Source organism: Paeniglutamicibacter antarcticus (assembly GCF_039544305.1).
Lineage (GTDB): Bacteria > Actinomycetota > Actinomycetes > Actinomycetales > Micrococcaceae > Paeniglutamicibacter > Paeniglutamicibacter antarcticus_C.
Map to the genome: position 1 here is coordinate 42108 of NZ_BAABLK010000092.1, position 23629 is coordinate 65736.

Consider the following 23629-nt stretch of genomic DNA (forward strand, 5'->3'; position numbering starts at 1 on the left):
TTTCTCGGCATCGGCATCGCGCACGTCCAGGATTCGTGACCACTTAGACATGGGGCTGTAAGTCGACAACGACGTGGGCGATGGACGGTAGCATCATCGGCCGGCCACTGCCGGGCTACCCGACCGCACCAGCTAATACGAAAATAAGGCGAGTCAGGCTGCCTCCCGAGTACTCAGGGTGACGTCATAGCCCAGCTCGTGGAGGCGGCGGACCGCATTGTTCCTGGTGCGGGCGGGGTCTTTTTGGGTGAAGAAGTCGGAACCGGGGTCGTGGTAGCACTCGCCCTGGGCGAGCATGTGCCAGACGGCCGTGAGGATGGAATGCTCGGTGGCAACAATTGCCTTCATCTTGCCGCGACGCACGATGATTCGTTTGTAACGCACCCCGAGATACGTTCCCTGGGGGTGTCGGGAAATGGACAGGGCAGCGATGCCCAACGCCCCTTTGAGATAACGGTTCCCGGGGCGGGTCCTGCTGGATTTGACCCGTCCGGCCGATTCGTTTGAACCGGGGCTGAGCCCAGCCCAAGAGGCGAGTCGGCCCGGGGTCTCGAAGGTACTCATATCCGCACAGGTTTCGGCGACAATGACATCAGCAACGAGGGTGGAGACTCCGGGAATGGTGGCCAGGAATTCCCGGGCGACCAGAAAGGGTTCCATCGCCGTATCGATCCGCGCGGTGAGCTGATTCACCCACCCGGTGATCGAGTCGATTCGCTCCAGATGCATATTGCAAATGAACGCATGATGTTCCTCGAACCGCCCGGTAAGAGCCTCGACGAGCTCGGGAATCCGCGGACGCATACGCCCCCTTGGCGAGGTTCGCCAACACCTGCGGGTCGCGTTCCCCGTTGATGAGCGCGGTGAGCATGGCCCGGGAAGAGACACCCATCAGATCGGAAATATAGTCGGACGGTTTGATGCCGGTGGACTCCAGGAACTTCTCCAAACGCTGCACTTCCCGGGTTCGGCCCTCGGTGGCGATGGTGCGTGCCCGAGTCAGATCCCGCAGGATCCGGATCGGCGGGGGCGGAACAAAACAGGGACGCAATAAACCGTGGGCCCCCCAACTGGGCCAACCAAGAGGCGTCGGAAACGTCGGTCTTCCGGCCGGGAATATTGCGTGCGGCCTTCGCATTGACCAGCATCACCGGCAACACGTCCTCAAACAGGTAGTAAAACGGCTTCCAATAGTCACTGGTCGCCTCCATCACCACGGTGGTGACCTTAGCCGCAACCAGCATGTCGCGCAGTGCCAGGATCTGGTTGGTGGTCGAACCCCACGTGTTGACCACGGGAGCGGGAAAAGTGCCGGCACGCTTGCCCAGGGCACGAATGGCGACCTTCACGTCGCTTTTGGAAATATCAAGACCCGCGGCACGTTCATGAACCAGGTCCACGGGGCACCTCCTATGTAGTTTGTTCCTGAGGGTGATGGTGTCTACCGCGTGGAGGGCTGAATCAAATCAGGACTCTAATACTCGTGCTCACAGCAACAATCCACGGTTCCTGTGGAACCCTCCGCACCACGTTATGAGACGAGCCAAACAACGGCACCAAGGACGGACCGGCGTCAAACGCGGTAGTCACTACTATCATCGCGCCGCTGCACGTCAGATACCAGCATCCACGGTGACCTAAGCGTAATTTTCGACCTCCACGGCGCGCAGCGGCGCTGGAACGCTATTTGCCATATCTGTCTCTATTGCCTGCCCGTAGACAAGGGGAGCTGCAATGCGACGCCGCATCAGCGAGATGATGCGGAACTTGAAAATACGAGGGTGTGGTCTCTACTCTTCGTTATCTAAGGCTGTGGCTAATCGTCGTCGCCGGACGCGCGCGTTCCCCAAGATGCGGGTGTCCGCTCGCTCATACGCCTCGAACGACAGCGCCGGCGTCGTCTGGTTTACGCCTCGTTGTAGTAGGCAGTTGCGATGGCGCGGCGGACTGCTATTCGCCGCCTGACTCTGGCTGTTCAGTGGTGCGCTGCGGTGCGCAGGGACGGTCCCGCGCCGATGGTTAGTGGCAGGAAATTCGTGGGGCAGAAGTGAGCAAGCGCCAAGGCCTTCTTGGGAATCCGGGCGGTGCTTGAACCTAGGAGGGTACTCGGTCCACCGTTAAAGCAGAGATGAAGTGCGAGGCTTCAAGCACGATCGCACGGCAGCAGGAGGTTCACTTCTCTGCCGCCAAGGGACTGACACATCAGCGGGAATATGGATTCTGGTTGTCCGCGAGCAGAACCCGATTCTGAGGCTATTTTCCAGTAACTACGCTGAACCCTTCAAACCCGCGCCTTGCGTGGAGACCGGAACACTGAAACCTGGTAAGCCCAGCAAGCTCCAAGGGCTGGTAGGGACAAGCAACGCTTCGCGGGGTTTGGCGAGACCGAGACCGGAGCTAAGTGTGCGCTGGCTACCTTCTGCTGCCTCTATCGGCGTCAGACAGAACATTGCCCACTGTGGCCTTGAACGGCAATGCCTCCCGCAAGACTCGTCGCATCTCACAGGACGGATATACAGTCACTCGAGAACTTCTCCGGCCACTTGCAACCGTCCCGGGAGCACCGCGGCAAGCAGTTCAAGCGAGATCCAAAGGCTGACATGGGGAGAGTCCGTGTCTTCCGGTGGGCAAAGACGGACGTTTTCGGTGGGGGCTAAAAAATAAGTTTTAGAGATTCCAACGGCAAGTCGGATAGGGATGACGCCGGATACTTCAGATCGAGCTCGCGTACTCCAACTTTTCTGTCAGATGCAAGACTCTTCTCAATGCGGGGTTTCTGCTTTCGGTTTTCCATATTAGCGTCGAATTAATTGTGTGTTGTTCCAGCTCGGGAACACGGAAGAGTTGAGTGTTTGATCCGACCCAGCGGTAGGTCGAGGAAGGAACGAGAGCCATTCCAATACCAGAATCGACCAATTGCAGCATGGTGTAGACCTCGACGATTTCCTGCACTGATCGCGGCGTTATCTGCCAGAGCGTGAAGATGGAGCGGAGAAGTTCATAGAAGTAGGCAGGTCCGTTCGTGGCGTACATGACAAATTCCTCTCCGTCCAGGGCTGAGATCGGCAGGATCGGATACTGGTCGTCACCGGAAGAACGATAGGTTTCGTAAAGTTTAGAATTCTTGGACACCGCAGCAAGAAGCCTGTCTGACGGCAGCGGCCTACTTTGAAGTTCAGAAGAGTTTGGAACTGGTCGGCACATGCCGATGTCAATGGTTCCCTGGAAAAGTGCCGATGGTTGTTGCGCCGTTGTCATTTCATGAAGTACGAGCTTTACGTGTGGGAGCTCTTCCGCTGCAAGCTTCAAAAGCTGCGGAACGAAGATATTTCCCACAATGAGGGTGAACCCAACGTGGATAGAGCCATGAAGTCCATCTTTGGCTCTCCGTACGTTAGTCTCCGAGGCGTCCAAAAGTTCAAGGCATCTGCGAACATCGGAGAGGTACCCCTCTCCTGCCGAAGTGAGGCTAATCGCCCGTCGGGTACGGTCAAAAAGTTGCACATGGAGATGATGCTCAAGCAACTGGATCTGCCTACTCAGGGGCGGCTGGGATATATTCAGCCGTTCTGCCGCGCGTCCGAAATGAAGTTCCTCTGCAACAACGACAAACGAACGCAACTGATCGATCGTGTAACTCATACCTCTAACAGTATCGTTTTTAACAAATAATGTGTTGGACGAGCATGGGAAGCCGGAACTAGCATTTAGGGAGAGGTGAGTAAACACACGCTTTGTCGGCCCTCAAGTACACGATCAGCTAAGGATCCCCATGAGTCAGATCACTACACCCGGCCACTTCGGGGCGTTGGAAAGCAATGCCAACGTTAAGTCGGCGGTCAAAAAATTCTATTCCCGAATGCTCCCCTTAGTGGTGCTCATGTTGCTGATCAACCAAGTTGATCGGACCAATATAGGTTTCGTGCAAGATGCCTTTAGCAAGGACTTGGGTATTGGCGCGTCCGCCTTTGGGTTTGGCGCAGGTCTGTTCTTTATCGGGTACGCCATTTTTGAAGTACCCAGCAATGTCTTGCTGCAGAAGTTTGGTGCCCGCATTTGGCTGGCCAGAATTATGGTTTCGTGGGGGATCGTCACGGTGCTCATGGCTTTTACCCACAACGAAATGATTTTCTACCTGTTGCGATTTCTCCTAGGAGTAATGGAGGCAGGATTCTTCCCCGGTGTCATTTTCTATTTCTCGAAGTGGCTTCCTGACGCATATCGAGGCCGGGCCGTTGCCGTCTTTCTTAGTGCGTCTGCACTGGCATATATCGTCACCGGTCCAATCAGCGGTGCCCTACTGGAGATGCACGGTTTGTTTGATGTTGCCGGCTGGAGGTGGATGTTCATCATCGAGGGGGTGGTGTCTATTCTTGTTGGGTTAGTCGCGCTTGGTTTACTTGTCTCACATATTGCCGATGCCAAATGGCTGACCTTTGCAGAAAAGGCTGACCTACAGGCAGCAGTGGAGGCAGACGAGTCGATTCGTAGAGCAGACAATGACGGCGTTTCCACTTGGAAGCTACTGTTCCAGCCCCAGATCCTAAAACTGTGTGGCATCTACTTCGTTTCTGTGATGACTGGATATACCGTGACTTTCTGGCTGCCGGGGATACTGGCAAAGATTGAGGGTATTAGCTCAATTCAAATCGGGCTTCTTACGTCAATTCCATGGATTGCCGCAGTCATCGCTATGTACCTCCTTGCGAAGCTGACGGACAACCGTGGAGGTAGAAAACCATTGGTAGTCGGCTCCATGCTTCTCATGGGAGTGGGCATGTTCTTGGCCGTTACGCCCAACCCGTGGTTCGCGCTGTTTGCTTTGACGCTGGCCGCAGTGGGTTACAAGACATGTAACTCGGTTTTTTGGTCGATGACCTCTGTATCCTTGGACCCAAAAATCTTGGCGGCTGGCATTGCCTTGGTCAATTCATTGGGAAACCTGGGAGGGTTCGTCGCACCAACGGCATTTGGCATCATCAAGGAACGCACTGGATCCATTGAAGGCGGCCTCATGGGCTTGGCAGCTTGCTCCATCATTGGGATCGCCTTGACCTTGTCGCTGAAGTTGCGCAAGGGCGTTTAGCGCCATATTCGAACTCGAAAGGATTTTCTTCATATGAAGCACTTCAAAATGACCATAGGGTCCAGACAAACCGCGAGCTCAAGCGGGGAAACTCTCGTCGCAACGAATCCCTACACCGGTGAGGACTTCGCAACGATACCGAATGCTTCCGCAGAAGATGTCACGGAGGCTATTGGCGAAGCAAAGAAGGCTTTCGACACCGTCTGGAGCTTGACCAACGGATACGAGCGCTCACGTCTGATGAACAAGCTCGCGGACATACTTGATGCAAATGCCACCGAGCTTGGCGAACTTGAATCTGCCGACAACGGCAAGCTTGTTGCAGAGACCACGAATCAAGCGCGTTTCTCTGCCCGGATGTATCGTTTCTACGCTGGGCAAGCAGATAAAATATTCGGCTCGGTTATTCCTCTAGACCGCCCGGGTTTCTTCGATTACACCCGGCGCGTGCCCGTGGGTGTCGCCGTACTGATCACCGCGTGGAACTCGCCGATGCAGCTGCTTTCGAACAAATTGGCACCTGCTTTGGCAGCGGGTAATACCGTTGTGGTGAAGCCCAGCGAGCATGCGTCGACCTCGACCCTGAAGTTTGCCGAGTACGTACGCCAAGCTGGTTTTCCCGAAGGTGTGTTCAACGTGGTCACCGGTGGACCGCATGTTGGTGAGGCGCTGACCACAGATCGACGAGTAGGTCGGATTAGTTTCACTGGCAGTGTGCAAGTCGGACAAGCCATCCAGCGCGCGGCCGCGTCCACACTTATTCCGGTCACCTTGGAACTGGGCGGAAAAAGCCCCAACATCATTTTTGATGATGCTGACATAGATGCTGCTGTCAAGGGCGCTGCCGCCGGTATCTTTGGCGCCGGCGGTCAATCTTGTATCGCGGGCAGCCGACTATTGGTCCAACGTGGCGTCTACGAGCGTGTGGTGGCCGAGCTAGCCGAACTAGCGGACGGAATTCGCCTTGGTAACCCCGCGGAAGTCGGCGTTCAGATGGGCCCGGTGGCGAATAGACCTCAACACGAGCGGATCACCTCGATGGTAAAGGACGCTTCGCGGGACGCTGTGATGGCAACGAAGGGAGGGCGAGACTTGTCCGCGCTTGGAAACGGTCTATTCGTTGAGCCAGTGGTTTTCCGTGACGTGTCAAACGACTCTGACATAGCACGCCACGAAGTATTCGGACCTGTTCTCTCGGTCATTCCCTTCGAAACGGAGGAAGAAGCAATCGCCATGGCCAACGACAGCGACTTTGGTTTGGCATCAGGAGTGTGGACGCAGAATCTTGGCCGCGCGCACCGAGTCGCCGACCGCATTGAGGCCGGTACCGTATGGGTAAACACTTACAGAGTTAGCCAAGCCCAAGCACCGTTTGGTGGCGTGAAGCAATCAGGGTACGGCCGCGAACGCGGAGTCGAAGCAATAGACGACTACCTCACGACCAAAAACATCATGATCAATTTGACGAACGAACCCGACAAGTCTTTTTAGGAAATCATTGTGAGTGAAACCAATAATGTTGCCATCTACGGCCTTGGAAACATGGGCTATATCGTGGCACGGAGAATAGCTGCAAGATTCGACGTCAAAGTCTTTGACCTGAACACCGACAGGTTGGTTGAAGCCCAAGCGGAATTCGGGGCGAAAGTAATCTCGTCGCCTGCGGACGTTTCCGGCTGCTCCACTGTCGTGCTCTCACTGCCTAATCCCTCCGTTTCTAGAGCTGTGGTGACTGAACTTACTCAGGTTCTGAAGCCCGGCAGCACCGTTATCGAAACCAGCACCGTGAACCCAGAAGATGTTCGTCGGTGCGAGAAGATTTTGGCTCCGCACGGAATCAACATCATCGATGCTTCGCTCCTTGCAGGAGTTGAGCAAATGGCCAACGGAAGTGCAACACTACTTATCGGCGGCGATGCAGCAGTGATTGCGGCCAATAAGCCAATATTGGATGCCGTGGCCGAGGCACAGATCCATTTCGGTCCCACTGGATCCGGGGCATCGGCAAAAGTCATCAACAACGCAGTTGCACATGCAGTAATGGTGGTCGTCTCGGAGGCCGGGTCCATGGCGACGGCCGCTGGCATCAGCTGCACCAAGCTAGTGGAGCTACTCTCAGATGAGCGTATGGGCCTGCATCGCCCGCTGACGTACCGGTACGCACAGCGTGTCGCCGTTGGTGACTTCGGTGGAGGAATGCCTCTCGATGCCGCTCGCAAGGACTCTGTCCTGGCTCTGGAACTCGCCCAGACACTGGGTGTACCCCTGTTCGCCATTCAAGGTGCCCACACGGCTTACGATATTGCGGCAGCTTCCGGCTACGGCCGGGATGATTATGCTGCCGTATCGAAAATATGGGACGACTGGAACAAGCCGGTATACGCTGCGATCGACACCGAGGTACCGCTGATAGCTGCTGTCGACGTACAACCACCATTAGCTGAGGCCACTCGCTGAGGTTGGAGGAAATAGTTTGCCAGCATGAATTCTCATTCCGTGAACCTGGGGTTTCGAAGTAAAGCGTCCCAAGCCCAGATCCAGCTGGGATGGACGTTGTGCCTGGCGACGCGAATAACTCGCCCGTCTCAACCTGAACCCATCGATCCGTTTCTGTCTGCCGTTGATGACGGCGGTCGGGGGCGGTTTCGTTTTGGGCGCGAGAACCACGCGGGACTCGCTGTGGTCGGGTGTTCGGCCGTGGCTTATCGGTTCGCCGTTGAAGGCCGGGAGGCCCGCTCATGTGCAACGAAAAGCGTGCATGGCCGGCGGCAACGAATGTTCCCGGTCGCGTTGCCGCCATGCTGGGCTTGAAGTTGTGTTCCGTGCCGTAGAAACGATGAATTGACGACTGGTGACCGGGAATTACGACATGTCGTCGGTTGGTGCGGCATCATGATCGATCCCGGCCGTGAGCCCGTCGATCCGCTCGAGCGCGGCGTTGAGCTCGCCAACGCTCGACCATAGGACTGGATGCTGTTCGCGAACCTGCTCCAACGTGCTGCCACTGGAAGTGAGTGAACCCAGATCGAAACTGACGTTGGTGCGTGCACCCGCGACGGCTGCCCTCAAGGCGCCGAGCGCGACCACGACATCGGCAACGAGTGCCCGTTTACCGTTGGCCGCGAGCCACGCCAGATCATCTACGGCATCGATGGCTTTCTTGCCGAGCACGGCGGATGCCTGAGCGGCATCAACGGATGCCTCGGATATGGCTGCATCCCGCTCCGGGCCCTTGCCCAGTCGAAACGCAGCCCCGAAGGCCTTGGAAGCCGAAGAATCTTCATCCGCCAATCGCAGCGCCTCCTGCCGCAGTGATTGGGCTCGTTCTCGAATGGCGGTGACTTCCGCCCGCTGGCTGTCTGCGGCGTCGGTGTAGCCGGCAACCATCGATGTCAACGATGCGGCGATGGCGAGCATGATACCCGTGCCGGCACCACCTCCCGGCGTGCCGGTGGACTGCGCCAAGGCAAGCGTCCATTCTTCAACCGTCGAGTTTTGCGCAGTGATGGCAGTGTTTTCGTCCATGCGACTAAGTGTGCCCCAGAAATCGTGGAGTCGTACGCGGTGGCTTCCATCGATGATTGATTCACCCGCTCGGGTACCGATCTCCATTGTGCTTCTTGGGCCCCCAAAAGAATGTCCGTTGAAGGGCGTCGTTCAGCTCGACGGGACCGCGTGCGAGACCGGGAGTTCCGACTGCATCATGATCGACGAGACTCATATCGGAGAAAGCATTGGGTTGAAGGTCGAAGGAAGCGGTTTGCTTAGAAAACCCGGTGGTATGGTCCAGATAGGTCACCGGTGCATCTTTGAAAGGGAACTCCCATGAATGATAAGAACTTGGTCAGCCCACCCGTCGGGATCGACGTGACCAACTGGAAACTCCCCGAAAACATGCACTGGTCATTCCAGCACATGGCGGACTTCCTTCCCACCGCGGTTATTCCGCGTGGCTACGGGGCGGTTAGCGAACTGCCGCCCGCGCACCGCGACCTGGATTCTGTCATATTGGTTCCGCTCGTGCCCGGCGAAGTGCCCGTGACCGTCGGCGCGGTGATGGCAACCACCGATACCGACGGTTGGATGTTGTTGCACCACGGCCAAGTGCTCACCGAACAGTACTTCGGTGAGATGACGCAGGGTACACAGCACCTGTTGATGTCTGTCAGCAAATCGCTGATCGGGGCGGTGGCCGGTGCCTTGTGCGACTCCGGGGTGCTGGATCCCAAAGCGGAGGTGACCGACTATCTTCCGGAACTTGCCCAGAGCGGCTACGCCGGGGCTTTGGTGCGCCACCTGCTGGACATGCGTTCGGGCATCGATTTCTCGGAGAACTACCTTGACCCGCTCAGTGGGATCAGGATGCTTGAGCAAGCCTTGGGTTGGGCTCCGACCAAGGCGCCAGGCCCCACCGGTCTTTACCCGTATCTCTCCACGCTGCCGCGCAAGACAGCCCACGGCGGGGTCTTTGAGTACCGCTCGTGCGAGACGGACATGCTCGGCTGGGTCTGCGAGGCCGCGTCCGGCACCGCCATGCCTGAGCTGATGTCTCAATACTTGTGGAGCAAACTCGGCACCGAAGCCGACGCCTTAATCGGCACCGACCAATACGGCACCGGAACCTTCGATGGTGGGATCAACGCCACCCTGCGCGACATGGCCCGGTTCGGTGCGCTCTTCCTGAACGACGGTCTCTCGTTGAACGGGGAACGCGTGCTCTCCAGTGAATGGATCGAACAGACACTTTCCGGGGCCGCGGATTCCCGCGATGCCTTTGCCGGTACCCCTGGGGATTACCTCATGCCCGGGGGGATGTACCGCAATCAGATGTGGTTCCCGTATGCGGGCAATGACGTGGTGCTAGCCATGGGGATCCACGGGCAGATGGTCTATATCAATAGGCCTGCGAACGTGGTTGCCGTGAAGCTGTCCAGCTGGCCGCTGCCGCAGGATCCTGCCAAGCTCTTCCCGACCCTACGTGCCTTTGACGCCATCTCCGCTGCACTGTTGGTGGAGACCCGGAGCGCACCCGACCCGGCGGCGCCTGTCGGACGTATCGCGGATGTAGGTAAGTAGCGCACAGATCCATGGGTGTGACCAAGGACTGTTTTTCGCACGGGTTCGCAAATCTTTGTCAGTGTGGTGATTCAAGCCGGTCTCCGTGGCGATGACGTACCTCGCAGCCTGCCTGAATGGTATTCGAGTAGAGGAATACCTTACTGGTATGGATGCCTGATCGGTTCGGCCTGGATCTGCGCTACATGATGGGCAGCGTCCGTGACCTCGACAAGCGGGGCATCGGGCCGCAGATCAACACCGTGCACCGGTCTGCAGCAAGATCGCCACGGCTTGGAGTGCACGCTCATTCTTGAAACTCGAGCCGACGGGCCAGATAAGGGCCTGTGATGCTCGTGCCATTCGCGGCCACCTGCCTTGGGGTACCTGTCGAGATCACCTTTCCTCCGGTGTCGCCGCCCCCGGGACCCAGATCGATGACCCAGTCCGCGGTGGCAATCGCGTCCAGGTCGTGCTCCACCACCACGACGGTGTTGCCGGCATCGACCAAGGCATGGAGTTGGCGCATCAACAGGGCAACGTCGGCCGGGTGCAGGCCGGAGGTGGGCTCGTCGAGGAGGTAGAGCGAGTGGCCACGGCGTGCCCGTTGCAATTCGGTGGCGATCTTGATGCGCTGCGCCTCCCCGCCGCTGAGTTCCGTTGCGGGCTGCCCCAGCCTCAGATAGCCAAGTCCCACCTCGCGCAGCGCCTTGAGGCTGCGGGCTGCCCCGGGGACGTCGGCGAAGAAGATGGATGCCTCGTCCACCGACAGGCCGAGCACCTCGGCGATGTTTTTGCCCTTCCATGACACTTCCAGGGTCTGCGGGTTGTAACGTGCCCCGTGGCAGGTGGGGCAAGGGCCATAGGTGCCGGGCAGGAACAATAACTCCACCTCCATGAAGCCGTTTCCTTGGCAGGTGGGGCAGCGTCCCGCGGCGACGTTGAAAGAGAACCGTCCGGCAGACCATTCCCGGGCCTTGGCTTCATCGGTGGCGGCGAACAGCTTGCGGATAACGTCGAACATTCCGGTGTACGTGGCGAGTGTGGAGCGGGGCGTCCGGCCGATGGGACGTTGGTCCACCCGAACCAGGCGATTGATGACCTCATGGTCCCCGACGTTGGTCACCCCGACGCTGACCATCTCTACGTCGAATTGTGCGTCTTCGTCCTGCTCCGGTGTCACCTCGAGCCAGTGGCGCACCACCTCGGACAGGACTTGGCTGACGAGCGTCGACTTGCCGGAGCCGGAGACCCCGGTGACCGCCGTCAGGACGCTCATGGGAATTTGCACTGAAAGGTCGCGCAGATTGTGGCGGGTGACCCCGGAAAGCCGCAGCCAACCGGCGGGTTGGCGTGGATTGCGGTCCAGCGCTTTGGCCCGTCCGAACAAATACTCCCCGGTGAGTGACTCCTTGACTTGTTCCAGGCCGGCCACCGGGCCGCTGTAGAGCACGTGTCCGCCGCCTTCGCCGGCGGCTGGGCCAATGTCGATGATCCAGTCGGCGCGGCGCACCACGCCCATGTCATGTTCAACGACGAACAGCGAGTTGCCGGATGCCTTGAGTTGCTCCAGTACATCAAGCAGTGGTTCGGAGTCGGCGGGATGCAGCCCGGCGGAGGGCTCGTCCAAGACGTAAACCACGCCGAAGAGCCCGGAACGCAGCTGCGTGGCAATGCGAAGCCGCTGCGCCTCGCCCGGGGACAACGTCGTGGAACGCCGTCCCAGGTTCAGGTAGTCAAGACGCACGCCAAGCAGCACGTCGATGCGGGCGACGAGGTCCGCACAGATCCGGGCGGCCACCTCCGCTGTGCCGTCCAAGTAGCCCGAGGTGGTGTTGGCCGGTTCAGTCAGGGGACGCAGCAGGGCGGTGACCTCCCGCAGCGACAGGTCATTGATCTGCGCGATCGTGCAGCCGGCGACAGTGACTTCCATGGCATCGGCCCGCAACCCGCTGCCGTGGCACCAGCGGCACGACATGCTCTCGGTGAATCGCAGCGCCTTCTCGCGCATCTGCTGGCTCTGCGAATCGGACAGTACGTGCATGATGTGCTTGCGGGCGCTCCAGAACTTGCCCTTGTAGCTGTGGTCGATGCGGTCTGCCTGGGGTTCGATGAAAACCTTGGGCTGTTCGTCGGTGAACAGCAACCACTCGCGGTCCTTGGCCTTGAGCGTGTGCCACGGTGCATCGATGTCGATCCCCAAGCCGTTGACGATGCTGCGTTGGTTCGCCCCTTGCCAGGCGCCGGGCCAGGCGGCGATGGCCCCGGCGCGGATGCTCAACGTGGGATCCGGGACCATCAGCTCCGTGGTGACGTCATGGATCACGCCCAGTCCGCCGCAACGCCGGCAGGCGCCGGCGGCGGTGTTGGGGGAGAAGGACTCGGCCTCCAAGTGCGGTGCACCGGCGGGGTAGGTGCCCGCGCGCGAAAAGAGCATGCGCAGCAGGTTGGACAAGGTGGTGATGGTGCCGACGCTGGAGCGCGAACTGGCGACGCCCCGACGTTGTTGCAGCGCGACGGCCGGCGGCAGGCCGGTGATGGTGGCCACGTGCGGGGCGCCCACCTGTTGCAGCAAACGGCGCGCGTAGGGGGCGATCGATTCGAAGTAGCGTCGCTGCGCCTCGGCGTACAGCGTGCCGAATGCCAGTGATGACTTGCCGGAGCCGGAGACCCCGGTGAAGGCAACGAAGGAATCCCGCGGAATGTCCACGTCGACGTTTTGGAGATTGTTCTCCGCAGCGCCTCGCACCTGCACGAACCCACTTTTCCGTGTGTCAGCCATGCGCTTAACCTACCCGCAACGTGAACAGTTTTGCTGCACGTTGCTGCCTAACCGGCGCACATGGCATCCCCCGGCGTCATCACCGTGGTGGGGGAAGCCGAACGCGTGGCCGTCTTGCCGGCCTGGGCGGACTTTGACAACAACCATCGCCCGCAACGCGATGGCCCTCGGCCCGAGGGCCACGATTAAGCTGCTGTCATCGTTCACAATGCTCAACGATGCCCTGGGAATAGTGAATCAGCCCTCGTCGCCGGGGCTCCGCGTGGCCGGTGCAGACGCAGGATCCGATGATTCCTGTGACGATGCGGCGATGTGCCGACCCGAGGCCAGGTTTTCTGCTGCCATCATGCTGGCGCACGTCACCTCGGTGCCCACGGCATCGTAGATCTTGCCGTCCATGACGTAGTCGCCATCCTGCAGTGCCTCATAGACCTCCGGGGGGACTTCCCTGCCGGTACCGGCGGCAAATACAGACTGCCGGTCTGAGTTGCCGGCTGTGAGGTGGTTGAAGACCAGGTTCAGCACGATAGCGGTCAGGGCGCCGGAACTGATGCCCGAATCGAAGATGGTGGCGAACCAGCTGGGGAATTTATCGTAGAAGGTCGGCGCAGCGATCGGGATGATGCCCATGCCGATGGACGTCGCCACGATGATCAGGTTCATGTTGTTGTGGTATTCGACCTTGGCAAGGGTCCGGATGCCGCTGGCTGCGACCGTGCCGAACAAGACGATACCGGCACCACCGAGTACGGCTGTCGGAACCGTGGCGACGACCCGGCCCATTACCGGGAGCAGTCCAAGAACGACGAGGATCAGTCCACCGCCTGCAACCACGAATCGGCTTTTGATCCCGGTCACCGCGACCAGTCCCACGTTTTGGGCGAAGGCGCTCTGGGTGAAGGATCCGAAGATCGGTGCCACCGCGCTGGAAATCATGTCGGCGCGCAACCCGTCGCCAAGCCGGCGGGAGTCGACCTTGGTCTCGACGATATCGGCTACGGCGATGATGTCCGAGGACGTCTCGACCAGGGTGACGAGAATGACGATCACCATCGAGACGATGGCGGCGATCTGGAAGGTCGGCATTCCCAGCTCGAAGGGTTTGGGGAATGAAAAGATGGGGCCATTGCCCACACCGCCGAAGTCGGCCATGCCGATGATGACCGCGACGAGGGTACCAATGACGATGGCGAGCAGGATGGACAGCCGGGAAATGGTGGCGATGCCGACCTTGCTCAGCACCAGCACCAGCAACAGGGTCAGGGCGGCCAAGCCGATATTGGCCACGCTGCCGTAATCAGGTGCCTTGCTGTTGCCTCCCATCGCCCAGTTAGCGGCCACCGGCATCAGCGACAAGCCGATGATAGTGATCACCGAGCCAGTGACTACCGGCGGGAAGAACCGGATGACCCTGGAAAATATCGGGCTGATCAGCAAACCGATCAGTGAGGCGACAATGACGGCGCCGAACACGGAGGGCAGGCCCCCGCCGCCGTCGATGATCGCCACCATGGTGGCCACTCCCGCGAACGAGACCCCTTGGACAAGGGGGAGCTGCGAGCCAAAGAAAGGGACACCGATGGTCTGCAGGATGGTCGCCAACCCGCCCATGAACAGCGATGCAGCAACCAGGATACCGATGTTTGCGCCGTCCAGGCCTGCTGCTTGGCCGACAATCAAGGGAACGGCGATGATGCCCCCGTACATGGTCAGCACGTGCTGGAAGCCGTAGGCGAAGGTAGCGCCGATGCCCATCCGCTCGTCTTCGGGGCGGGTTCCCTTGGATTGGTTCTTGCGCTTTGGCGAAGACGTTGCTTTGCGGCTGACAGTGGCCTTGCGGCTGGTGGGGCGGGGACTCATCTGGGACCTCCGTGAGGGGATGCAGGGTTGGCCACAGGTGGTCTGCCCCGCCAGGGCTTGTGGAGTTGAGGATACGGCGAACTCAGGGCCGAGGCTAGAGGCTTGTTCAAAGATGCCTGGTCATGCGTAAAAAATACGCCCTATTTCAGTGTCGAACCATCAAGATGCCACCCTCGTGAAGCCGTTTCCACCATGACCGAGAACGATGAAACATCGACTGGTCTTGGGTCGGCGCGACCTGAACGAAAGAGTATTTTTTGCCTAAGCGCAGCCTTTCGAAGGGAATCACGTTCGCCTGGTCGTTGCCGGGCGTGGTCAAGAAGAACCGGTCGGACTCGGCGCAACCCCAAAGGACGGCTGGGGATACTGAAGGACTGGTAGCCACTTAACCGGAGACAAGTCTGGCTGCGGCGGCGCTGTGATCAGCGATGAGTGCCTCCAAATCCAAGCCGGGGATCTGCCCGTCGATCACCCGCCACTGCCCGCCGACCATGACCCGGTCGGCTCTGTCGGCCCCGCACAGCAGCATGGCTGCGAGCGGATCGTGACTGCCGGAGAAGCGCAGTCCATCGAGGCGGAAAAGTGCCAGGTCCGCCTGCTTGCCCGGGGCAAGGGTGCCGATGTCCTCTCGTCCCAGCGCGCTAGCCGAGCCGGCTGTGGCCCAGCCCAAGGCGCGTTCAATGGTGACGGTTTCGGCCCCGTATCGCAACCGCTGGAGGTAGAGTGCTTGGCGGACTTCCTGGATCATGTTCGAGGCATCGTTGGACGCGGATCCGTCGACGCCGATCCCTACAGGCGACCCGGCGTCCTCGAGTTCAACTGCTCTGGCGATACCGGACGCCAAGCGCATGTTGGACGAGGGGCAATGGGCTACTGCCGTGCCGGCCGCGCCCAACCGGGTGATCTCGGCGTCGTTGAGGTGGATGCCGTGGCCCAGCCACGTACGCGGACCCAGCCAGCCCACGGACTCGAGGTAATCAACCGTGCGCAGCCCGAACATCTCACGGCAGAACTCCTCCTCGTCAAGTGCCTCGGCCAGGTGGGTGTGCAGCCGCACGTCGAGCTTTTCAGCCATTACCGCGCTATCGCGCATGAGCTGTTCGGTCACGGAGAACGGCGAGCACGGGGCTAACCCGATCTGGATAACCGCGCCATCGCCACGTTCGTGATAGGCATCGATCAGCCGTTCACTGTCGGCGAGAATCACGTCCGGGTCCTGGACCGTTGATTGTGGTGGCAGGCCACCGTCATCCTCACCCAAGGACATCGAACCGCGCGTGAGCATGGCGCGCATGCCCAGCTTGCGGACGACGTTGACCTGGATGTCGATGGCATCCTCCAAGCCGTCCGGGAACAGGTAGTGGTGGTCCGCTGCCGTGGTGCATCCAGAGAGCAGCAGTTCTGCCAGCGCCGCAGTGGTAGCGAGTTCCAGATCGCGCGGGGTCAGGCGTGCCCATACCGGATAGAGGTTCTTGAGCCACGGGAATAACGGAGTGTTGGCCACCGGCGACCAAGCCCGGGTGAGGGTCTGGTAAAAATGGTGGTGTGTGTTGATCAGCCCTGGCGTGAGCACATGGTCGCGGGCATCGAAGACCTCGTTGCATGGTTGCGACGGGCTCTGCCCAGCTCCCAGCACCTCGGCAATGATCCCATCGGAGATCACCAGGCCGCCGGAAGCATCGGGGCCGTTGGCAGTGAAGGCCGCCTTCGGATTCCGGATCCAGGTTCGTGTGCGGTCGTTCATGGACGCTCCTTATGCCAGCGGGTGGGAGCTGTTGCCATATCGAATAACGAACGATGCGTCGGTTATCTAAATATAAGTTGGCCCCGTAGGTTGCCAGCTCAGTTTTTCCGTGTCTGCTGATCCACGTTTCCTGCCATCAACTGTCGCGAGCCTAAGCGACGGCACGTGTCCCGGTCAATGATGAGGTGGGCCCCGTATCACGCGTCAATAGGTGGCGATTCAGCCTTATCTGGTGATCCAACGCAGCGTGCTGCATGGAAATTCAACCAACGTGTATCTCTGGAATGGCTGCTGGCCATCGGAAAGGACGACCGAGGCCCCTGACCGGGCCGTGCCGGTCACAGTGGTGTTGGCGCAACTTTCTGGAAGAAGCGCATGAGCTCGGTGGCGACACTGATGGCGATCATCGCTGGGTGTTTCCCGGTGAGCTCGGGGACCCCGATCGGGCATGAGATACGTTCGATGGCTGATTCGCTGTGTCCCTCTTCGGCGAGCTTCATCCGGAACCTGGCCCATTTCGCCGAAGATCCGATGACTCCGATGCTCCCAAGCTTTTCGCGTCGCAGGGCTGCGTCGCAGAGGATCAAATCTTCGGCGTGGTCGTGGGTGAGGATCAGGACGTGCGCGTCATCCGGCAGGTCCGCGATGAGCGTCTCGGGGGCAGGCGACGTATGAAAGTGCACCGTGGCCGGTCCGCTCTGGAGCGTGGTGGCCAGGGCCTCATCGATGATGTTGCGCCGGGAGTCGGCAAGGTGGAGGACCAGCTCGTGCCGGCTGAGGATACGTGCCAGTTCCTTGCCGACGTGCCCGGAACCGAAGACCGCGACGGTGGGGCGTTTGCCCATTGGTTCAAGGAGGACCCGCACTTGGCCACCGCAGCACTGGGTGCCATAGGCGACGGGTGCGCGTTCATTGAGGCCGAACTCGGCTTCCACCACGCCATCTGCGCCGTTGGCCAGCATCGTTCGGGCACGCGCGATGACGGTGGCCTCCATGTTGCCCCCGCCAATGCTCCCGGCCGTCACATCGGTGGTGATGAACATCTTCGCATCCGTGTCGCGGGGGGAGTGGCCGCGGACCTCGATGATCGTGGCCAGCACACCGGGCGTCCCGGCGGCGCGGGCACCGGTGAGACCGTCAAGCCAGTCCATGGTGTCCCATCGCGATCACTCGGCCACCGGTGCCGGCGCGGTAGCTGGCCGGCGCGCCTTCTCCAGTGCCCAGTAGACCGCCTCGGGGGTGGCCGGGGAAGGCAGCTCGACCTGGACCCCGGGCTCGCCGAAGGCCGCGGCGGTGACCCGCAGCGCCTCGCGCACCGCGATGGCGAGCATCAGCGGCGGTTCACCCACGGCCTTGGACCCGTAAACGCTGCCGTCGTCGGTGGGGTGAACGTACAGATCGACGTTGAATACCTGCGGCAGCTCTGAGAAGGAGGGCAGTTTGTAGGTACTCGCGGCCTGGGTCAGCAGCTTGCCGCGGTCAGGTCCGTCGCTGGTGTCCCAGCGCAGGTCCTCCTGTGTGAGCCAACCGGCACCCTGGACGAAGGCTCCCTCGATCTGCCCGAGGTCGATCAAGGGGGAGAGCGAGCTGCCCACGTCGTGGAGCAGGTCCACCTGCCGCGTCGTGTACGCGCCGGTGTATCCGTCAACCTCGACTTCGGCGACTGCGGCCCCGCGGGAGAAATACTTGAACGGGTTGCCCTTGAAGGTGCTCAGGTTGAAGTGGATGCCGTCGGTACGGAAATAACCGGCCGCCGAGAGGGACACCCGCTGCAGGTATGCCGTTTCGATCAGCTCAGTCCATGAGACGGTCTTCTCCACGCCCAGGCCACTGACGATATCGCCGGTGATGCGCACGTCGTTGCTATGGACGCCGAGCATGCCGGCGGCCACCGGTGCGAGCCGGTCCAGGATCATTTCGCAGGCGTTCTTGACAGCTCCGCCGTTGAGATCCGAGCCGGTGGAGGCAGAGGTGGCCGAGGTGTTGGGAACCTTGTCGGTCCGGGTCGGAGCCAGGCGGACCCGGCGTAGCGGGACACCGAGCGTGGTGGCAGCAACCTGCAGCATCTTGGTGTGCAGGCCCTGGCCCATCTCGGTTCCGCCGTGGTTGATGAGCACCGAGCCGTCGCGGTAGATCAGCACCAGCGCGCCGGCTTGGTTCAAGACCGGTTTGTTGAAGGAAACCCCGAACTTCACTGGGGTGATTGCCAGGCCCCGTTTGACGTGTTGGTGTTCGGCATTGAATTCGGCCACTTGGGCAAGTCGGTTCTCGTAGTCGCTGGTCTTTTTGAGCGTGTCCCAGATGTCGTCCATGCGTTTGGCTTGGCTGACCTCTTGTCCGTACGGGGTGCTTTGGCCCGGGGCATAGAAGTTGCGCCGGCGGATCTCTTCCTCGTCGATACCCAGTTTGGTGGATGCTTGGCCCAACAGGTCCTCGGTCACGATCATCCCGGCCGGGGCGCCGAAGCCACGGAACGCGGTATGCGAGGTCTTGTTGGTCCGGGCGATCTGGCCAGTGACTTGGACGTTGGGTAGGTAGTAGGCGTTATCGACGTGGCACAGTGCGCGGCTGACCACCGCGGGGGAGAGATCGACGCTGAATCCGCCATCGGCGGTCAACACGGCCTTGTACGCCAGGATGTGCCCCTCATCATCCAGGCCGGCTTCCCACGTGGCATGGAAGCCGCCACGTTTGCCGGTCATGGTCAAATCCTGGGTGCGGTTCAAACGCACGGACACGGGCCGACCGGTCAGCACGGCTCCAAGGGCCGCGACGGAGGCGAACGCATTCGCATTGGTCTCCTTGCCCCCAAAGCCACCGCCCATGCGCAAGCACTGCACGGTGACCTGGCTGGAGGAAATGCCCAGCACCCGGGCAGCGACCTCCTGTGTGTGGCTCGGGGCCTGGGTCGAGGACTGGATGAAGACCTGACCGCTCTCATCGATCATCGCGAACGAGGCCTGGGTCTCGAGATAGAAGTGCTCTTGGCCCTGGATGTCGATTCCACCGCTGATCCGGTGTGGCGCGTTCGCCAACGCGGTGTCGGCATCCCCGCGTTGCAGGATGGCCCGCGGGCCCTGGAACGCTTCCGCCTCGATGGCGTCTTGGATGGTAATGATGGAGGGTAATTCCGTGTAGGAAACCTCGATGGCATCGGATGCCAGGCGTGCTTCCTCGAGGGATTCGGCGAGCACCCAGGCCACGGGTTGGCCGTGGTACTGGATGACGTCGGGGAAGAGGGTCTCGTCTCCGATGTCACCGTAGTCGTTGATGCCTGGGACGTCCTCGGCGCTCAGCACCCGGATGACCCCGGGCATTGTCCTGGCGGTGGTCGCATCGAGGGAATCGATGCGGGCGTGGGCGGCGAACACCTGCAATGGCCAGGCGTAGAGGACATTGGCCGAGCGGTAGGGAAGGTCATCGGTGTACAGGGCCTGGCCGGTGACGTGCTCCCACGCGGCCTCGTGCGGCACCACCACGCCGAGGGCGCCATTGTCCGGGATCTCTGCCAAAGGACGGGAGGAGAACGGGTTCATGATGTGGCCTCCGCGTAGAAGCGACGGATGGATTGGGCGAGCGTGGCACTGCGGTAGGCGGCGCTGGCCCGGTGATCCGACATCGGCGTACCTTCGGCCAGCATGATGGAAGCGGCAGCTTCAAAGGTCCCCGCCGTCCACGGCTTGTTCAGTAGTGCGGCCTCGGTGTTCTTGGCCCGCAGCGTCGTGGCGGCAGCGCCTCCCACCCCAATGCGGATGTGTTCGATTCCTCCGTCCGTGACGGTTGCGGCGATGGCGACGGCCACCGAGGAGATGTCGTCGTACTTGCGTTTGGCGACCTTGTAGAACCGGCTCAGCGGCGCGAGCGGTGTCGGGATGCGCACTGCGCGGATGAGCTCATCCTCCGCACGCACGCTGGTTCGGTAACCGGTGAAGTAGTCATCCAAAGAGATCGTTCGGTCCCCACGCGGGGAGCTGAGCACCAGTTCGGCGTCCAGGGCGAGCAGTGCCGGGGCGATATCGCCGATGGGGGAGCCGGTGCCCAGGTTCCCGCCGATCGTTGCGGCATTGCGGATCAGTCGGGATGCGAATAGCGGGAAGAGGTGGGCCAGCAGGGGCACCGAACCATCCAGGAGGCGTTCGACCTCCGAGAGGGTCAGTGCCGCGCCGATCTCAAGGTGGTCATCGGTAACATGGAACTGGCGCAGTTCGGCTAGCTGGTCAATCGCTATCGTCAACGGGGCGCGGCGGTGCTTGATCGTCAGCTCGACACCCCAATCGGTCGAGCCCGCCAGCAGGACGGCCTGTGGCGTCCCGGTGAGCAAGCCTAGGGCCTCTTCGAGGTTCGCCGGACGCACGAACGTGCCCCCGGGGCTCTCGATGCGCAGGGGGCTGCTGACGGGCGCGGGACGTTCGCGGCGCTGGGCGATCGGATCAGCGGGGTCGACGTCCGCCAGTGCGAAAGCCGCATCGCGGATCGGCCGGTATCCGGTGCAGCGGCACAGGTTGCCGGAGAGCGCATGCAGATCGAATCCGTTGGGACCGATTTCCGGTTCGTGCGTGGAGGTCTCTTCGTACCTTGTGGCCGGTTGGATCTTGGCGGCAGAGTCTCCCTCGGTCCGCGGTGGCAACCAGGTCTCGAGGCGCTCGGCGGCATCGTCCACGACCAGCGGCCATGGAAGTGCGTTCCCGGAGGGCTCCGCGTGGGCGGGAGATACGATATCCGACGTCGTGGGGGACGAGCCGCAACCGCCCGTGCCGCAGGAGCAACCGGAACGGTCCTCACGGTAGTACTCGGCAGCCATCGAGGAAATGAAACCCGGGGTGCAATAACCGCACTGGGAGCCGCCCCTGGTTGCCATCTCTTGCTGGACGGGATGCAGTGCGTCGGAAGATGCCAGACCTTCTGCAGTGTAGATCTCCTGGCCGGCGAGCGCCGCGGCCGGGACGAGGCAGGAGTTGATCGATGTCCAGCGGGTACCGCGCTCGCCGTCGGGACGGGAGACCATGACGGCGCAGGCTCCGCATTCCCCTTCGGCGCACCCCTCTTTGGGGCCCGTGATCCCGTTGCTGCGCAGCCACTGCAAGGTGGTGGTGTGCGGGGCGACCCCATCGACGGACATGTGGCTGCCGTTGACGCTCAAGGCCGTGGCAGCCGCGCCTGTCCCTGCCTGATTGGCGGTTTCGGTCATGGTCAACCCTTCTTCTTCTCTTTCCAGCAACTGATTCAAACCAATGCGTAGGCGCTCTGGTTCCAGCATGGTTGAGGGGTACGGAGCCGGGACTGCTCCACCAGGTTTTCCATGCGAACTGGTGGTGGCCGTTGAGACATAGCTTACATCCCGGGGATCGCGAGCAAAAAAGCTTTCTACGTTGTGGAGATTGGGCTCCGATCCGTTTTTCGTGGCAGACGATATGCCGGGGGCCACTACGCTGGCTGAGCTTGGTTGCGAGGCGGTTTCTTCGGAGAGTGCGTCCGCGAAAGTCAGGCAGCATCCACAACAGCTGCGAGAGGTGGGCTTGTACGGAAGAATTGAGTTATCCATCGCGAAGTGGACTGAGTCCCGCGGTATTGCCGGTGAATAGGCGGACGTGGTTTCAACCTCTGCCATGGGCACACCGTAAGCTGTTGGCTAATTCCTATGATCATGAAGATCGTGCGCCATTGACCATCACACGATGGAAATAATGTGTGTGCACATTTTTGGGTGCGGGAAACAGCACACGAGCTACGGCCCGTCGGGCAACACCGGTCGCAGAACCAGGACCGATATCGAGTGCGGCGATCATTTCCATTCCGGTGCGTTGCACCCGGTCATCTAAGAGAGTAAGAGGTAAGACAGTGCCGGTTGGGCAAGGGGCAGCACCGGTACGGACTGCCCGGTTCGGTTTCGCGTTCCTGGGCGTCCTGATCATCGCGGTGAATCTTCGGGTCGCCTTCGTCACCGTAGGGCCATTGCTGGCCGAAATCAGCAGCGACCTTGAGCTGTCCAGCAGCATGGCCGGGCTCCTGACCGGGCTGCCGCTCATTTCCTTCGCGCTGGTCAGCCCGATCGCCCCAAGGATTTCCCGTCGACTCGGCTTGGACCGGGCCTTATGGCTAGCTTTGTTGCTGCTCACCTGCGGGGCCCTCGCCCGGTCTGTCCCGGTGATCGGTGCCATCTGGGTAGGCACCGCGTTGCTGGGCGTCGGCATAGCCATCCTGAACGTGCTGCTGCCCTCGCTCGTGAAACGCGACTTCCCGGCGCGCATCAGCCAGGTCACCGGCATCTATACCGCCGCCCAGGGCGCTTTCTCCTCAGCCGGTGCCGCCGTTGTCGTACCCATCGCCAACTCTGCGGACAGCGGATGGAGACTTGCCTTGGGAATCTGGGGCGGTCTTGCGCTCATTGCTATGGCTATCCTGGTGCCCCGGCTCCGCAACCGAGCGACAACGCCGACAGTCGGTCCGGAATCCACCGTCGCACACCTCTCCCCTTGGAAATCGGCACTGGGATGGCAGATTACGGTATTCATGGGACTCCAGTCACTGGCGTTCTTTACCTTGATGGCGTGGCTTCCCAGCATTGAACATGAGCAAGGCATTTCCCAAGTGTCCTCCGGCATACACGTCTCGGTCTTCCTGTTCACCGGGGTGGTCGCCAGCTTGAGCGCCGGTGCACTGCTACATCGATCCAAGGACCAGCGTGCGGTGGCGCTGGGCAGCAGCATTCTGGCCTTGACCGCCTACATAGGACTGGCGGCGGCTCCCCAACTGTCTCTGCTGTGGGTCGTTGTGGGCGCCATGGGGTGTGGAAGCTTGATTGTGATCGCCTTGTCCCTGTTCAGCCTGCGAACCGGAAACCACGTCCAGGCAGCGGAACTCTCGGGAATGGCCCAGTCCATCGGCTATGGCGTTGCCGCAGCCGGACCCGTGGTTTTCGGTGCCCTGCACGACTTCAGTGGAGGCTGGACGGTACCCCTTGTTGCGACGGCAGGGCTCATGCTGGTCCTGTGCGCCATGGCAGTTCTGGCCGGCAGAAATCGTTTGATCGGATGACAAAGATTGATTTGTCAGTATTTCCCGGCCTGAGCGCGGACAATGGGTTCGTCACAGAGTCGAAAGC

14 protein-coding genes and 1 pseudogene are annotated in these 23629 nt (G+C 60.8%); 6 read left to right on the top strand and 9 right to left on the bottom strand.

The features are described from left to right. Positions 1–153: 153 nt before the first annotated feature. Positions 154–1400 (bottom strand): annotated as a pseudogene (locus ABEA12_RS17480) (IS110 family RNA-guided transposase). Positions 1401–2712: 1312 nt separating this feature from the next. After that, positions 2713–3642: a LysR family transcriptional regulator gene (locus ABEA12_RS17485; RefSeq protein WP_210101446.1), complete on the bottom strand. Its 930-nt coding sequence runs from the start codon at positions 3640–3642 to the stop codon at positions 2713–2715. A 130-nt stretch (positions 3643–3772) separates the two neighbouring features. Between ABEA12_RS17485 and ABEA12_RS17490 the strand changes: the two genes are divergently transcribed. Genes ABEA12_RS17490 through ABEA12_RS17500 form a run of 3 tightly spaced genes read left to right on the top strand, consistent with a single transcriptional unit; the run spans position 3773 to position 7543 of the window. Further along, positions 3773–5086 carry an MFS transporter gene (locus ABEA12_RS17490; RefSeq protein ID WP_210101445.1) on the top strand — a complete coding sequence of 438 codons (1314 nt, stop codon included), beginning with the start codon at positions 3773–3775 and terminating at the stop codon, positions 5084–5086. A gap of 33 nt (positions 5087–5119) precedes the next feature. Beyond that, complete coding sequence (locus tag ABEA12_RS17495; RefSeq protein ID WP_210101444.1) at positions 5120–6577, top strand: aldehyde dehydrogenase; 1458 nt, start codon at positions 5120–5122, stop codon at positions 6575–6577. Positions 6578–6586: 9 nt separating this feature from the next. Further along, positions 6587–7543 (top strand): NAD(P)-dependent oxidoreductase, encoded by a 957-nt coding sequence (locus ABEA12_RS17500; protein WP_210101443.1) that lies wholly within the window; start codon positions 6587–6589, stop codon positions 7541–7543. A gap of 405 nt (positions 7544–7948) precedes the next feature. Here ABEA12_RS17500 and ABEA12_RS17505 read toward each other — a convergent pair whose 3' ends face one another. Further along, positions 7949–8611, bottom strand: coding sequence for a cyclodeaminase/cyclohydrolase family protein (locus ABEA12_RS17505; RefSeq protein WP_210101442.1), 663 nt, complete (start codon positions 8609–8611; stop codon positions 7949–7951). 300 nt (positions 8612–8911) lie between these two features. On the opposite strand from ABEA12_RS17505, the gene ABEA12_RS17510 reads away from it, so the two are divergent. Then, on the top strand, positions 8912–10162 hold the full coding sequence (locus tag ABEA12_RS17510) for a serine hydrolase domain-containing protein (protein WP_210101441.1): 1251 nt from the start codon (positions 8912–8914) through the stop codon (positions 10160–10162). 286 nt (positions 10163–10448) lie between these two features. On the opposite strand, the gene ABEA12_RS17515 is transcribed toward ABEA12_RS17510, so the two are convergent. Beyond that, positions 10449–12923 carry an excinuclease ABC subunit UvrA gene (locus ABEA12_RS17515; protein WP_210101440.1) on the bottom strand — a complete coding sequence of 825 codons (2475 nt, stop codon included), beginning with the start codon at positions 12921–12923 and terminating at the stop codon, positions 10449–10451. A 60-nt stretch (positions 12924–12983) separates the two neighbouring features. Between ABEA12_RS17515 and ABEA12_RS17520 the strand changes: the two genes are divergently transcribed. Continuing rightward, entirely contained in the window at positions 12984–13112 is a 129-nt protein-coding gene (locus tag ABEA12_RS17520; protein ID WP_345469104.1) for a hypothetical protein, read from the top strand. 48 nt (positions 13113–13160) lie between these two features. Here the strand turns inward: ABEA12_RS17520 and ABEA12_RS17525 are convergent, their stop codons facing one another. The 5 genes from ABEA12_RS17525 to ABEA12_RS17545 all read right to left on the bottom strand — a co-directional run bounded on the left by ABEA12_RS17525 (position 13161) and on the right by ABEA12_RS17545 (position 21715). Further along, on the bottom strand, positions 13161–14783 hold the full coding sequence (locus ABEA12_RS17525) for a nucleobase:cation symporter-2 family protein (protein ID WP_210101439.1): 1623 nt from the start codon (positions 14781–14783) through the stop codon (positions 13161–13163). Positions 14784–15168: 385 nt separating this feature from the next. Next, positions 15169–16527, bottom strand: a complete 1359-nt coding sequence (locus ABEA12_RS17530) for an 8-oxoguanine deaminase (protein WP_210101438.1) — start codon at positions 16525–16527, stop codon at positions 15169–15171. A 338-nt stretch (positions 16528–16865) separates the two neighbouring features. Further along, entirely contained in the window at positions 16866–17678 is an 813-nt protein-coding gene (gene xdhC / locus ABEA12_RS17535; protein WP_210101437.1) for a xanthine dehydrogenase accessory protein XdhC, read from the bottom strand. A 15-nt stretch (positions 17679–17693) separates the two neighbouring features. Then, positions 17694–20063: a xanthine dehydrogenase molybdopterin binding subunit gene (xdhB, locus tag ABEA12_RS17540; protein WP_210101436.1), complete on the bottom strand. Its 2370-nt coding sequence runs from the start codon at positions 20061–20063 to the stop codon at positions 17694–17696. Continuing rightward, positions 20060–21715: a xanthine dehydrogenase small subunit gene (locus tag ABEA12_RS17545; protein ID WP_210101435.1), complete on the bottom strand. Its 1656-nt coding sequence runs from the start codon at positions 21713–21715 to the stop codon at positions 20060–20062. Before ABEA12_RS17545 ends, xdhB begins: the two co-directional genes overlap by 4 nt. A gap of 650 nt (positions 21716–22365) precedes the next feature. Here ABEA12_RS17545 and ABEA12_RS17550 point away from each other — a divergent pair. Beyond that, positions 22366–23562, top strand: coding sequence for an MFS transporter (locus ABEA12_RS17550; protein WP_210101434.1), 1197 nt, complete (start codon positions 22366–22368; stop codon positions 23560–23562). Positions 23563–23629 lie beyond the last annotated feature (67 nt).